Here is a 12,810-nt window from a genome sequence, read left to right as displayed (position 1 = left end):
CCCTCAGAAGGGCTCTTTCTGCGCTTGCGGGCTGCAGTGCCGGTGGTGGCTTATTTGCCGCCCATAACGACTCTCCACCAGGCTGGCCAGTGCGGTGACGAACTGACTCAGGGCCGCCGCCGCTTCATCGGAGGGATCCGGCGGGAACAGCAGCGTCCAGTCCTCCAGCAGCGCGTCGGCCTCATCCGCTGGTTCATGGGCTTTCATCGCAAGGCCTCGATAGCCGCCTGCAGCAGATCATCGGGCAGATGGTTGAGTCCCTTGGGTACGGCCAGACGCAGGGCGGTATGGAGGATGTTGCCGGCCTGCCGGGGACAGCCCTTCGATGCCTGGTGGAGCAGCTCCAGGCCGGAGTCGGACAGCAGGGTATGCTGGCAGCCGGCGGATTTGAAGGCGTGGGAGATCAAGGCGGCGAAGCGCTCTCGTTCGAGGACCGGGCGCAGGTGGTAGCGAACGCGGATTCTACTGGCCAGGGCGGCATAGGGAACGCGATCGAGGGTCTGGGCGAGGCTGGGGTGGCCTACCAGCCAGACGGTCAGCAGGTCCCGGGAGTCGAAGGCGAAGTTGAGGAAGGCCGGGAAGTCCCGGAAGAAGTCCGGGGGCAGATTCTGGGCTTCGTCCAGGATCCAGACCGGCAGGACCTGCTTGTTCTCGACCAGGTCCTGGATGCGCTCTTTGAGATCCTTCCAGAGATGGGCGCGGCGGTAGTGGGGCTCGACGCCCAAGGCGCGGCCCAGGGCGCGGTAGATATCGACTCGGCCAAAGTCGGTATCGGACTGATAGATGATGCGGTAGCGATGGGGATTGAGTGGCTCGGTGAGCAGGCGCAGGGTGGCCGTCTTGCCCACGCCAGGGTCGCCGGTGAACAGGCCTATGCCGGGGGTGTGCAAGAGCCACTGGAAGGATTCGCGCAGGCTGGACAGGCCGCCATCGTCCCAGAGTTCCGGGGACTCTTTGCCCAGGGGCAGATGCTTCAGGCCGAAGTGCTGGAGAATCATCGTCCATCCTCCTTTCCGTAATACTGGCGATGGGCGATTTCGACCAGGCTGCCGCTGGTGTTTTCGGGAGCGCTCGTCGTGGGGCTGGGCTTGTGGCGGGGACGATGAAGATTCGCTTCCAGGTCCAGGGGAGTTGCCTGCCCGAGATCCTCGCCCGCATCATTCTCCACCCGCAGGGCTTGCCCGGTGTGGGGATCGACGACGAGGGTCACGGACTTGCCCGCCAGGGCAAAAGGCACTTCGAAGCGGCGGCCCAGATAGGATACCGTGCCATCCTTGCGCTACTTGCGGGAGAGGCGATGGTGGAAGAGGTCATCGATGCGGGTGGCCTGGATGCCCAGACTGCGGATATGGGGCAGGTCCTGCTGGTAGCGCCGCAACGGCGACAATCCGGCCAGTCCGCCATGGGGTCGTTGGTGATAGACCTGTTCCAGCCAGGCCCAGAGCCGGGCGTTGAGGTCGTCGAGACCGCGAATGGCGCGTAGATCCAGTTCGCTGAGGAACTGGTCACGGAAGGTGCGGTGCCAGCGCTCGAGTTTGCCCTTGCCTTTGGGCGCATAGGGGCGGCAGTAGATCAACGCGATGCCCAGGCGAACACAGATGCCCTGCAAGGAGCCAGAGCGGTAGGCGGCGCCGTTATCCACCACCAGTTTCCGAGGGATGCCGCGCTTGAGCAGGGCCTGCTGGAGGACGCCTTCGATATCGAGGGCCGTCTCGCCCAGACAGAAGGCGCTGTGGGTGAGGAGCCGGGAGGCATCATCCATGAGGGAAACCAGGTAGACCTTGCGCTGCTTCCCATGGAGGGAGATCCGGGGACCATGCATCACATCGCCATACCAAAGGTCCCCGGCATGACTGGCGACGAAGCTGCGCCTTTCCTCGGGCTCCTGGGTGCCGGGCCGGGACAGGCCATGATGTTGCAACAGGCGGTGGATGGCCGATCGGGAGACGGTACCCCGGGCGATCTGGCCGCTGGCCTCCAGGAGATAACGAATCTGCCCCAGAGACCGGCGAGGATTCTCCCGCTTGAGCACCAGGATCTGTTCCTGAACCTCGGCGGCAATCTGAGATTGGCCGCGGTCCCGACGGGGGTGCGGCGTCAGGCCATCGATCCCGTGGTCACGGTAGGCGTAAAACCAGGCGGCGATGGTCTTGGCGCTGAGATGGGTCCGGCGGGAGCCAGGAATCTCGTAGCGGCGCTCGGCCAACTCCTGGATCAGGCGTTGGAGCTCTCCCCGATGCAGAGAGCGGTGCAACAAGGGGCCGAGCACCGAAAGGCGGAACAGGGCCAACGGGTCGATGGGTTGGGTCATGGCAATTCCTCATAGGGCAAAACGAAGCCCCATGCCAACAGAACGCCCAGCCCTTGAGTAGATAGCAAAGTGTGTGGGTTCGGCTGGTGGGCGAGATTTCCTCCGTTTCGCCAGGATCAGAGAGCCAAAGATCAGGGGACGGTCACGCCGCAGTGATCGAGCCAAGCCGCGAGTTCCGAGAGGGGGTGTTCTTCCAAGACCCGCGACCAGAACTGGGGCCATTCAGGAGTACGGCCCCAGTCCGGATGATTGGTGCACAAGTGGAATTGCCAAACGGCATGCCGGTTCTGCAGCCAGCGCAACCAGCGGCGACAGGTGTCTCGGCTCGGTCCAAGGCGGAGCTTGGTGAAAGAAAGGGAAAAGCACAGCCACAGGTACAGCAAGACGCACTGCTGAACTGCCCAGGAATACCAGCGCCGTGGTGCTACACAGGAAGGCAGACGGGAGCAGGTATGATGGCAGTGGGGGCGCAATAAAAACGAGGGATCCAGATGGGGTTTTCCGGCGCCCCAGGGGAACGGTCTGCCTTGCGCTCATAGTGGCCATGATGCCAAGGGTGGCCGAACCCACAATGAGGGCAACACTCTGGGCGATATCGTTCCGGATCTTGCTCAAGGGTCTCCCGATGTTGTTGCAGGGACAAAATACCGGCTACGATGCGTTTCAAGGGCAGGTCCTCCGTCAGGTTGAGCAGGTTGGAAAGTCTCGAAAGCTTCCTACCATACCCGAGGGGAATCTGCCCTTCCTATCCCCTACCTGTCCCACTCTATCCAGGAACCCGTTCTCCCAACCTATCCAACGGACCGTGGGATAAATCTCTCCGCTGAATCCCAAATAACGAAAGACGTAACAACGGGGATCCACCGCGTTTCCCCGGCTTCGCTTTGTGGCCATGGCCGAGTGTGGAACCCACACCTTGTGCTATGCCCAGCCAGGGCCCTACCACAGCAGCGAGCGGGAGTTGGCCCGTTCCGTTCTGGCCCACGCGGACGCCACGATGCTGATCACCGCAGACCGCGGATTTTACAGTTATGACTTGTGGCAGGAGGCCCGAGCTACTGGCGCGAAGCTACTCTTTCGTCTAAGTCGTTCTCTACGCTTACCGCGGGAGGAAGAGTTACCCGACGGTTCCTATCTCAGCACCGTATACTCCAATGCCGAAGACCGGAAACATCGCCGTAATGGGATCCGGGTGCGGGTCATCGAGTATCGCTTGCAAGGGATTCCAGAGGCAGACACCCACTATCGGCTCCTCACCAACTGGCTGGACCCTTGCGCTGCACCGGCGGCAGAGTTGGCCGCCCTCTATCCCCAACGCTGGACGATCGAATCCAGTTTCGATGAACTAAAAACCCATTTGGCCGATCGGCGCGTGCTGTTGCGCAGCAAGCGACCGGAATTGGTCATGCAGGAGTTCTATGCCCTGCTGCTGGTCCACGCGGCCATTCGCCACCTGATGACCGAAGCGGCGGCGCAGACCGATAGGGCTGCCCAGGATTTGTCTTTCCTCCACGCAGTGCGCGTACTCCATCGTCGTTTGCCAGCAGTGGGCGCTATTCCCCCCTCAGGGTAGGCTAGCGTGGATGCAAAGTGTATTGGGGGAAATCGCATCCGGGCTCGCGGTAAGCAGCCGAGGAAAACGCAACCCGAGGGGGGTCAGAAAAAAGATGAGCAAATATCCGATTCGAGATCGAGGAGACCCCACTCACATCCCTTGTATACCAGTACCCGTAGTGATCTAAGTAAACAGTATTGACTTTAAAGAGCCCTGTTACCTGCATGAAAAAAGCGATAATTGTAATAACACCAACAATGATATCAAAAAGATACATTATGGCTAACCCAACAATCTCGCCAAGTCCTCCGCTCGCAAGTGAGTGTAGCGCTTGAGCATCTGCAAGGTCTTGTGTCCGGTGATGGCCGCTACCTGCATCGGATTCAGTTCTTTCTCAAACAGGCGGCTGGTGGCCTCGTGGCGCAAGTCGTGAAAGCGTAGGTCCTCAATGTTGGCCCGCTTGCAGGCCCGAATGAAAGCAAGATGAATCGCTTCGTAGGTAGTACCGAAAACTTTGCCCTCCAGTGAGCGAGGTAGATCGCGCAAAACTTCGGCGGCGGTAGAGGACAGCGGCACGGTTCTGGCCGTGCCATTCTTGGTTTCTGGGAGTAGTGCGATCCGCTTGTTCAAGTCCACATGTTTCCAGAGCAATCCAGTGGACTGGATGGGCCGTTCGCCGTCGTCATCGCTCTTGCCCTTGGTTTCCAGAATTTCCCCCGCTCTCATTGCGGTTTCGATGGCTAACCGGACCACGGGCAGGAGCCACGGGTTCTGCGCCTTTGCACACTCGGCAAAAAGGCGTTCCTCCTCGTTACCCTGTAACCGTCGATCTCGACCTTGGGGGAGCTTGGGCTTGCGGACTAGTTCTGCTGGATTGGCAAGAGACGACATGCCCCATTCCGTGCGGGCCACCTTGAACAGATGGGATAGAACAGCCAGGTGCAGGCGGATGGTGTTAGGGCTTTTGCCCTCCTGCTCCATATCTCTAATGACAGCTGCGACTTCTTTGCCTCCGACTCGGGCCAAAGCAATCCTGGCGATAGGGCGAGATTGCCAATTTCGAATTTTCGACAACTCCGGCCCAGGCGTGCGCTTTGAGGATGTGACCTCAGATGCGTACCGCTCGAAAGCATCGCACAGCGTGGTTGCCTCGGCTTCTGTTGTGTCGCGCCAAGCTCCGCGCTCCATCTCTGCCTCAACGGTCTTTGCCCACCCCTCGGCTTCCGCTTTCTTTCTGAAGGTTTTGACTTGTTGAGGATACCCCTTCTTGCGAATCCGCACTTGCCAACCAATGCGAACTCCTTGGTCATCGAATCTTGGGGAAACAGTTGCCATGCGCCACCCTCCGCGACAGCCTTTCTCGCCTGAGTGTCGCGCCAGTGGAGCGGAAAATCAATAGAAGCTTGAGATTTCTTTATAAGTTTTTGTTTTATATGGTGCCCAGGGACGGAATCGAACCGCCGACACGAGGATTTTCAGTCCTCTGCTCTACCGACTGAGCTACCTGGGCTGTGAGAGTCGCGATTTAATCCGACTCCGCTGCGGAAGTCAAGGCAAGGGCGCGCTGATAGAGGCGCCGGTGGGGGGCGCCGCTTTGGGCCTCGGCAAGTCGCACGGCTTGCGCCAGGGGGAGTTCCTGCAACAATGGGCGGAGCAGGCGATCGAGGTCTGCCTCGCCGCTTTCGCGTTCTGGCGCGCCAGCGAGCACCAGGCACATCTCGCCGCGTTGGCGCTCCGGGGAGGCAGTCAGGGAGGCATGGATTGCTGCCAGGCTCTCGCCTATGGCTTCTTCGTGCAACTTGGTGATTTCACGGGCCAAAATGGCGCCGCGAGCGCCAGACAGCAGCGCAATCATGTCCTCCAGGGTCGCCAAAATGCGGTGTGGTGCTTCGTAGAAGATCATGCTGCGAGTTTCCGCCTCGAGTTCGCGCAGGCGCTGCTGCCGTGCCGCGCTTTTGGCTGGCAAAAAGCCCTCAAAGCAGAAGCGGTCCGTAGGCAGGCCGGCCAGGGCCAGGGCGGCCAGGGCCGCAGAGGGGCCGGGGACGACGGTGATCGCAACTCCGGCACGGCGCAGTTCGCGGACCAGCGGGTAGCCGGGGTCGGAGATCAGCGGCATGCCGGCATCCGAAATCAAGGCAAGGCGCTCGCCGGCCTGCAGGTAGCCGAGGATGCGGGGGATCTGGCTGCGCTCGTTGTGCTCGTGGAGCGGTTCGGTGCGCGGCTGGATACCGATGCTTTGAAAAAGGCGCTGGGCATGGCGGCGGTCCTCGACGAGGATCCGGTCGGCCTCGCTGAGCACTCGCCGTGCCCGGGGTGAGAGATCCTCCAGATTGCCGATGGGCGTACCGACGATTGCCAAGCGGCCGGGATAGTTTTCTCGTCCAATTGACATCTCCATCCTCTCATTGCGCACCTGCGGTCTTCTCCCTACACTTTGCCCCATGCAGCAGCTCTCCAGACTCTTCGCGCCCGCATCGTGGCGCCTCGGAAGCACGGCGCTTCTCACCGTGTTGTTGAGCGCTTGCGCCAGTATGCCACATTCACCGTCGCCAACCCCCACTCCCGCGCCGGTGGCGGTGACGCCGGCGGCAACGGAAATCAGTCAGGCACAAGAGGCTGACCGCCTGCTGGCGGAAGGAAAGGACCTTGCGGCTGCCAAGGAGTACATCCAGGCCGCTGCCGCGAGCGGGGCCGATAAACAACTCGAGTACCTGCTCAAGGCAGCGCAGGCTTCTTTGGATGGCAATCGCGCGCAGGTGGCGAGTCTGCTCAGTGCCGAGGTGCTGCGCCTGAGTCAGGATCCGTCCCAACGTGCCAAGGCACTGTGGATTCAGGCACAGGCTTATCAGCGCGATGGGCAGGACAAGCTGGCGCGCGGCGCCCTTGCCGAGCTCCTCAGCATCAGTGCTGTCTCTCCCGAGCAACGGGCCATCGCGATGAAAGAGCTGGCGGATATCTATCAGCGCGAAAACCACGATCTCACGGCCCTCGATTTTCTGGTGAAGCGGGATGCACTTCTCTCTGGTGCCGCCAAGGCGGAAAACCGGCAGCATATTCATTCGCTATTGGATGCGCAAAGCTCGGCAAAACTGAAAAACTGGCAGGGGCGCAGCGGCGATCCGATCGTACAGGAATGGCTGGCCTTTGCCTTGATCGCTCGGGAACATGTCGACCCCGCGAGCCGTGCGGCAGCGTTTGCCGCTTGGCTGCAGGCGCACCCGGGTCATCCCAACATTCATTACGAACATGCAGCGGCAACCCCAGCGAGTGGAGCCAAGGGTGCGATTTGCACCCTGCTTCCCACCACGGGCCGCTTTGCCGACGATACCCTGGCCTTCACGGCGGGTCTGCAAGTGGCGGCGCGGCAGGCCTCGGGGTCAGCCATTCACGAACTAAGTGACAGCAGCGACCCGGCACTGAATGCTACCCAGTATGCTGCGGGGGTTCAGGCCGGCTGCGCGGCTTTTGTCGGTCCCGCTTTGCCACAGGATATCAATGCCGTGCTCGGTGCGCGCCACCCGCAGGATCCGCCCATCCTGCTGCTTGGCGACGTCGCCAGCGATCCTGGCAAAGGCATCTACGACTTTGACATCAGTTTGCAGGTGGTTGCCCGACGCGTCGCGGAAGATGCGTTTCAGGCCGGCTATCGCCAGGCCGCGGTACTGTATCCTTTGGATGCCCAGGGGGCCGCCATGCAGGCGGCCTTTCTGGAAAACTGGAAGCGGCTTGGTGGCGACGTTGCGGGCGTCGCCCACTACCGAGTGGGAAATGGCGATACTGCAGGCGCTGTGCGGGAGGCGTTGGGCTCTGTCAGTGGACAAAGGGCTTTCTTTTTCCTAGTCGCGCCAGAGCAAAATCTAGCGACGATCGTTGGCGATATCCGCGCGCAGAGTTCCGGTCCGATCCTTTTGGCGGGCATTCCCACTTTTACCAGTGAGAATTCTGGCGGACTGAGTGGCGCCAAGATCTATGCCCTGGGCATGCCCTGGGTGTTCGACCCGCAGATGGCCAATGGTCCTGCCGCCGAAGCAGTCAAGCAGAGTCTGCCGCAGGCAACGGCGCAACAGTGGCGTATGGCGGGGCTCGGGGTGGAGGCCTATGGCTTGCTGGCGAAGATCCTTGGCTCGACGGCATCGGCCCAGCAGGAGAACAGGCAGTTGATGGGGATTGCCGCAGATCCGGTGCGACACGGCCAACGCCATCTGCAATGGGTAACCTGGCAGAATGGTACCCTGCAGGTCTTGCCGCAGTTGCCGAGGCCCTGACGATGCCTTCTCCCACGCAGCGCATTGGCCAGTGGCATGAAGATCGCGCGCAGGGGCTGTTGCGTGAACGAGGAATGCGCGTGCTGGAGCGCAACTTTCGCTGCCGCCTTGGCGAGATCGACCTCATTGCCCAGGACCGGGACAGTCTCGTCTTTATCGAGGTCCGCAGCCGCAGCCACGACCGCCAGGGGAACGCTGCCGCCAGCATCGGACCGCGCAAACAACAACGGATCATCCGCGCCGCCCAATTTTTTCTGTTGCGCCATGTCCAATATCAGTCCTGGCCCTGTCGCTTCGATGTCGTGAGCTTTGATGGCGAGGAAGAGGGCGAGTGGATTCGTGATGCCTTTCAGGTGCCCAGCCCATGAATGATTCGCTATTTTGGCCAGTGCAACTGGCTGAGCATCGCACCCTTTTGCGTGCGCTGGAGGAGCTGGCAGGGCCCTGTCGGCACGCAGAGGAGAGCATCCTGCGCAGCCTGCGGCGCGGCGGCAAGCTCTTGAGCTGTGGCAATGGCGGCTCCGCCGGAGATGCCGCCCATATTGCCTCGGAACTGGTCAATCGCTTCGAGGGTTGGCGCCGACCCTTGCCGGCTATCGCCCTCAGTACCGACGGGGCGGTGTTGACCTCCATTGCCAATGATCTCGACTACGAGCAGGTTTTCGCTCGCCAGGTGGCGGCCTTGGGCAACGCCGGAGATGGCCTGCTCGTATTCAGCACCTCCGGCAATTCCGCCAACATTCTCGCTGCGGTGCGTGCGGCGCAGGCTCGGGGTCTGTGGGTGCTTGCCTTTACCGGCCGGGACGGCGGCGCCCTGGCGCGGGAGCTGCGTCCCGGAGATATCGAGTTGCGCGTACCCCATGAACGCACGGCCCGTATTCAGGAAGTCCACCTGCTGCTGATTCATAGCCTCTGTGCTGCCGTCGATGCCCACGCGGCGGAGTTGGAACAGCCGCAAACCCTGGACGATAAAATCATCAACGATTGGGGCGAGCTGGCGGTGCGGATACAGGGCCAGCGTCCGCTGGTGTTCACCAACGGCGTTTTCGACATTCTCCACCGTGGCCATGTGCAGTACCTCGCGGAGGCGAAAGCCGAAGGCGCTACTCTGGTGCTGGCGGTGAACAGTGATGCTTCAGTGCGGCGCCTGGGCAAGGGTGCCGATCGCCCGATCAATCCCCTCGCCGATCGCCAAGGGGTCCTTGCCGGCCTGGCCGCGGTGGACTATGTCACGGCTTTCGATGATGACACCCCTCTGCGACTGATTCAAAGGCTGCGGCCCGAAATCCTGGTCAAGGGGGGCGACTGGCCCGTCGAAAAAATTGTTGGCGCGACCGAGGTACAGGGCTGGGGCGGCCGGGTGTTGAGCATTTCCTTTCGTCATCAGCGCAGTACCACCGGCCTGTTGCAGAAAATTCGGGACACCCGGTCATGAGCCAGGGGGCCATTGCCGGATTCAAGGCCAGCCTGGGTGCCGAGCGTGCCCGCGATGATCAGTACACGCGCGAGCTGTATAGCCGTGATGATACCCCCGAGGCACGGCTGCCCGCCATCGTGCTCTTCCCCCACAGCCATGAAGAGGTACAGGCCATCGTCCGTCTGGCAGGGCGTCATCGCATTCCTCTAACGGCGCGCGGGGCGGGCTCCGGCAACGTCGGCGGCGCCTTGCCGGTGGAGGGCGGGGCGGTGCTCTCATTCGAGTGCATGACGCAGGTGCTGGAATATGCCCCGCAGGAACGCCTCATCCGCGTGCAAAGCGGCTGCATCACCGGCGAGATCGATCGCATCGCCAGCCGCGATGGACTGGCGTATCTCCCGGATCCCGGTAGCAGTCCCTACTGCCGCATCGGCGGCAATCTGGCGATGAATGCCGGGGGGCCGCATGCCGTCAAATACGGTGTGACCCGAGACTATGTTCTGGGCCTGCGGGCCGTGACCGGGCGTGGCGAAACCCTGGAAACCGGCGTGCGCACCAGCAAGGGCGTGGTGGGCTATGATCTCACCCGGCTGTTGGTGGGCAGTGAAGGTACCCTGGCCCTGATTACCGAGGCGACGCTGCGGCTGGCACCGCGTCCTGCCGCGCGAGCCTTGTTGCGCGCCGCCTATGCGCAGAGCAAAGATGCCTGTGCCGCGGTGAATCGGGTCATGCAGCAGGGTTTTCTGCCCAGCGCGGTGGAGTTCATGGACGCCCACGCCCTGGCGGCGGTGCGCGGCATGGGCGCCGCGAACAGCCTGCCCGACAGCAGTCGCGCTCTGCTTATGGTCGAGGTGGATGGTGAAGCGGCGGATCTCCCGCGTCAGTTGGAGTTGATGGCTGTCGCGCTCTCCGGGGCGGGGCTGCTGCAGATCGAACACGGTCAGGACGAGGCGGCCATTGCTGCCCTGTGGGCGGCGCGCAAGTCGCTGTCTCCGGCGACCAAGGCCATGGCCCCGCGCAAGATCAATGAAGATGTGGTGGTGCCGGTGCCGCGCCTTTGTGATCTTCTGGCCGAGATCGAAGACATCGCCAGCGCCGAACGCTTGCGGATCGTCAGCTTTGGTCATGCCGGCAATGGCAATCTCCACGTCAATTTCCTCGTCGACCCCGCCAACCCGGACGAGATGCGACGCGCCGAGCGGGGTCTGGATCGTCTGTTCAGCAGCGTGCTGGCGCTGGGCGGTACGCTTTCCGGAGAACATGGCATCGGCAGCGTCAAGCGCGCCTTCGTGGGCCGCGAACTGGACCCCGTCAGCCTGCACCTGCAGCGGCAAATCAAAGGGCTCTTCGATCCCCTGGGCGTCCTCAACCCTGGCAAGCTGTTTCCCGACGACTAAGCCCCCATGCAGCCCCTTCTCCATGCCATTCAACCGGTGCGCCAGATCCAGCTCAAGACCTGGAGCGAATGCTTTGACATGGAGCGCGTCTTCGAGGGACCAGCGCACCGCATGCTGCGCGATGGCGAGACCCGGGTGGTCTTGTTTCGCTCGGGGGTGATCTGCTTCTATGAAGCGGGGCCGGCCTTGCAAGCGCGGATCATGGCGGGTGTACAGGCGGCGTTTCCGGCGGTCAGTAAGGTGAACGTGGAAGAACTCCAGCTCCGTCTGAGTGATCGCGATGGTGTCGGCAAAGAAGCGGTACAGCTTCGCCAGATGGATGATGAGCGCCTCTTTCTGGTGGCCCTGCGTCTGGCCCAGAGTCTGGCTTTGGAACTCCATGAGGAGGCGGTCGAAAGCCTCCTCGAAACTACCCTGAATCTGCTTTCCGAGGTCACCAGAAGCGGACGTTTGCCAGGGCGTAGAGGTGGATACCTGCGTTTTCTGGCGTCGACCTCGGCTACCCGCACCGAGATCCTCTCGCGGCTGGCGGTACTCGACAACCCGGATATCGTCTGGGAAACCCCGGGCCTTGAGCTCCTGTCCCGGGAGCTGTCTGCCGATCTCGAACTCACCAGCCGCTTTCGCGCCCTCGACGAAAAACTCGACGCCATCCGCGAGGGTCTGGAGGTCATCGTCGTCGCCAGCCGCCACGAGCGCGAGACCATTCTGGAATGGATCATCATCGTACTGATTGCCGTGGAACTGGTGGTCATGCTGCTGGGAAACCTGTGGTAGCCGACGCGCAGGGCGCGGAGCTTTTGCCGCGGGTACAGCGCATGACACGCCTGGCGCGCAGTAACGATCCGGCGCAGGTGTTGGTCATCGGTCCATCCTGGGTGGGGGACATGGTGATGGCACAGGTCCTGTTTCAAGTAATGCGCCGGCGTTGGCCGCAGGTGCAGATCGATCTTCTGGCACCGCCGGCCAGTGCGCCCGTGGGGTTGCGCATGGCCGAGCTGCGGCGGGTGATCTCGCTGGAAATTCCGCATGGGAGGCTAGCAATCAAGGCGCGGCGTGGCCTCGCCCGGGAGCTCCAGCCCACCGACTACGACTGGGCCATCTGCCTGCCCAACAGTTTCAAATCGGCGTTGATTCCGTATTGGATGAAGGTTCCGGTGCGCAGTGGTTTTCGTCGCGAGATGCGTGCGTGGCTACTTTCTGATCCCCATCGATTGAATCGCCGCAAACTCCCACGTACCGTGGATCAGTACGTCGCTCTCGGCCTGCCCCCACGTCTGCCGCAGCCGCACAGCTTGCCCGCGCCGCGCTTGCAGATCGACGCAGCGGCCCGATCCCTGGCCTGGCAGGAATTTGGTCTTGATCCCGGGACGCGCGTGGTTGCCCTGGCCCCGGGCGCCGAATTTGGGCCGGCCAAACGCTGGCCGGTCGGTCACTGGACGCGTCTGGCCCAGGCCCTCCTGCAAAGTGGTCACGCGGTCTGGCTCTTTGGTAGTCCCAAGGATGCCGCCATTACCCAAGAAATCGCTGCCCAGGCACCCGGGGCTATCGATCTGGGCGGTCGTACCACCCTGCTGCAGGCCATCGATCTGCTTTCTCTGGCGCCGATCACCGTCAGCAATGACTCCGGCCTGATGCATGTCGCTGGTGCCGTGGGCAGTCGCGTCATTGCCATCTACGGCCCGACTTCGCTGGCAATGACGCCGCCACTGTCGGAAAATGCCCAGGTATTGCGTCGGGATCTACCCTGCAGTCCCTGCGGCAAGCGGGTCTGTCCGCTCAAGCATCACCGTTGTATGGAGGAGATCGAGGTCAGTCAGGTACTGGCAAAGGTATTGGAAAACGCATAGAGGGAGCCTGAAGAG

The 12,810-nt window shown here is 62.1% G+C and carries 10 protein-coding genes, 1 tRNA gene and 2 pseudogenes; 7 read left to right on the top strand and 6 right to left on the bottom strand.

Going from position 1 to position 12,810, the window contains the following annotated elements; all coding sequences use genetic code 11:
- Positions 1-3: 3 nt before the first annotated feature.
- The 3 genes and pseudogenes from ACQAYK_RS12355 to ACQAYK_RS12345 form a co-directional block, all read right to left on the bottom strand.
- Positions 4-207: a hypothetical protein gene (locus tag ACQAYK_RS12355; protein ID WP_483165127.1), complete on the bottom strand. Its 204-nt coding sequence runs from the start codon at positions 205-207 to the stop codon at positions 4-6.
- Positions 204-998 carry an ExeA family protein gene (locus ACQAYK_RS12350; protein ID WP_483165128.1) on the bottom strand — a complete coding sequence of 265 codons (795 nt, stop codon included), beginning with the start codon at positions 996-998 and terminating at the stop codon, positions 204-206. Before ACQAYK_RS12350 ends, ACQAYK_RS12355 begins: the two co-directional genes overlap by 4 nt.
- Positions 995-2,311: pseudogene (locus ACQAYK_RS12345) on the bottom strand (DDE-type integrase/transposase/recombinase). The gene ACQAYK_RS12350 and the pseudogene ACQAYK_RS12345 overlap by 4 nt, the downstream one beginning before the upstream one ends.
- Before the next feature lie 868 nt (positions 2,312-3,179).
- On the opposite strand from ACQAYK_RS12345, the pseudogene ACQAYK_RS12340 reads away from it, so the two are divergent.
- Positions 3,180-3,884, top strand: a pseudogene (locus tag ACQAYK_RS12340) (IS4 family transposase); the annotation flags it as partial.
- Between the two features lie 264 nt (positions 3,885-4,148).
- Here ACQAYK_RS12340 and ACQAYK_RS12335 read toward each other — a convergent pair.
- From ACQAYK_RS12335 to rsmI, 3 genes are all read right to left on the bottom strand, one after another.
- Positions 4,149-5,201 (bottom strand): site-specific integrase, encoded by a 1,053-nt coding sequence (locus tag ACQAYK_RS12335; protein ID WP_483167651.1) that lies wholly within the window; start codon positions 5,199-5,201, stop codon positions 4,149-4,151.
- A gap of 99 nt (positions 5,202-5,300) precedes the next feature.
- Positions 5,301-5,376: transfer RNA gene (locus ACQAYK_RS12330), tRNA-Phe, on the bottom strand.
- Positions 5,377-5,391: 15 nt separating this feature from the next.
- Positions 5,392-6,258, bottom strand: a complete 867-nt coding sequence (rsmI, locus tag ACQAYK_RS12325) for a 16S rRNA (cytidine(1402)-2'-O)-methyltransferase (RefSeq protein ID WP_226827300.1) — start codon at positions 6,256-6,258, stop codon at positions 5,392-5,394.
- A gap of 139 nt (positions 6,259-6,397) precedes the next feature.
- Here rsmI and ACQAYK_RS12320 point away from each other — a divergent pair, with 139 nt between their 5' ends.
- From ACQAYK_RS12320 to waaF, 6 genes are read left to right on the top strand one after another with little or no spacing between them, the layout of a single operon-like run.
- Positions 6,398-8,131, top strand: a complete 1,734-nt coding sequence (locus ACQAYK_RS12320) for a penicillin-binding protein activator (RefSeq protein WP_215872195.1) — start codon at positions 6,398-6,400, stop codon at positions 8,129-8,131.
- Between the two features lie 2 nt (positions 8,132-8,133).
- The gene (locus tag ACQAYK_RS12315; protein WP_215872196.1) at positions 8,134-8,499 is read left to right on the top strand and encodes a YraN family protein; all 366 of its coding nucleotides are present in this window, start codon (positions 8,134-8,136) and stop codon (positions 8,497-8,499) included.
- Positions 8,496-9,566 carry a D-glycero-beta-D-manno-heptose 1-phosphate adenylyltransferase gene (gene rfaE2 / locus ACQAYK_RS12310; RefSeq protein WP_215872197.1) on the top strand — a complete coding sequence of 357 codons (1,071 nt, stop codon included), beginning with the start codon at positions 8,496-8,498 and terminating at the stop codon, positions 9,564-9,566. The genes ACQAYK_RS12315 and rfaE2 overlap by 4 nt, the downstream gene beginning before the upstream one ends.
- Positions 9,563-10,945: an FAD-binding oxidoreductase gene (locus ACQAYK_RS12305; protein ID WP_215872198.1), complete on the top strand. Its 1,383-nt coding sequence runs from the start codon at positions 9,563-9,565 to the stop codon at positions 10,943-10,945. Before rfaE2 ends, ACQAYK_RS12305 begins: the two co-directional genes overlap by 4 nt.
- A 6-nt stretch (positions 10,946-10,951) precedes the next feature.
- On the top strand, positions 10,952-11,722 hold the full coding sequence (locus tag ACQAYK_RS12300; RefSeq protein ID WP_215872199.1) for an RMD1 family protein: 771 nt from the start codon (positions 10,952-10,954) through the stop codon (positions 11,720-11,722).
- Positions 11,716-12,795 (top strand): lipopolysaccharide heptosyltransferase II, encoded by a 1,080-nt coding sequence (waaF, locus tag ACQAYK_RS12295; RefSeq protein WP_255789778.1) that lies wholly within the window; start codon positions 11,716-11,718, stop codon positions 12,793-12,795. The genes ACQAYK_RS12300 and waaF overlap by 7 nt, the downstream gene beginning before the upstream one ends.
- Positions 12,796-12,810: the final 15 nt, after the last annotated feature.

The organism is Acidithiobacillus sp. AC3, from assembly GCF_050261095.1.
Lineage (GTDB): Bacteria > Pseudomonadota > Gammaproteobacteria > Acidithiobacillales > Acidithiobacillaceae > Igneacidithiobacillus > Igneacidithiobacillus copahuensis.
The sequence above is the reverse complement of the archived record's forward strand: the minus strand, read 5'-3'. Positions and strand labels throughout refer to the sequence as shown.

What these genes read in the sequence shown, in the direction of transcription:
- ACQAYK_RS12355 (WP_483165127.1), bottom strand. Translation starts at nt 207, where the DNA reads ATGAAAGCCCATGAACCAGCGGATGAGGCCGACGCGCTGCTGGAGGAC.
- ACQAYK_RS12350 (WP_483165128.1), bottom strand. Translation starts at nt 998, where the DNA reads ATGATTCTCCAGCACTTCGGCCTGAAGCATCTGCCCCTGGGCAAAGAG.
- ACQAYK_RS12300 (WP_215872199.1), top strand. Translation starts at nt 10,952, where the DNA reads ATGCAGCCCCTTCTCCATGCCATTCAACCGGTGCGCCAGATCCAGCTC.
- ACQAYK_RS12335 (WP_483167651.1), bottom strand. Translation starts at nt 5,201, where the DNA reads ATGGCAACTGTTTCCCCAAGATTCGATGACCAAGGAGTTCGCATTGGT.
- ACQAYK_RS12315 (WP_215872196.1), top strand. Translation starts at nt 8,134, where the DNA reads ATGCCTTCTCCCACGCAGCGCATTGGCCAGTGGCATGAAGATCGCGCG.
- rsmI (WP_226827300.1), bottom strand. Translation starts at nt 6,258, where the DNA reads ATGTCAATTGGACGAGAAAACTATCCCGGCCGCTTGGCAATCGTCGGT.
- ACQAYK_RS12320 (WP_215872195.1), top strand. Translation starts at nt 6,398, where the DNA reads ATGCCACATTCACCGTCGCCAACCCCCACTCCCGCGCCGGTGGCGGTG.
- rfaE2 (WP_215872197.1), top strand. Translation starts at nt 8,496, where the DNA reads ATGAATGATTCGCTATTTTGGCCAGTGCAACTGGCTGAGCATCGCACC.
- ACQAYK_RS12305 (WP_215872198.1), top strand. Translation starts at nt 9,563, where the DNA reads ATGAGCCAGGGGGCCATTGCCGGATTCAAGGCCAGCCTGGGTGCCGAG.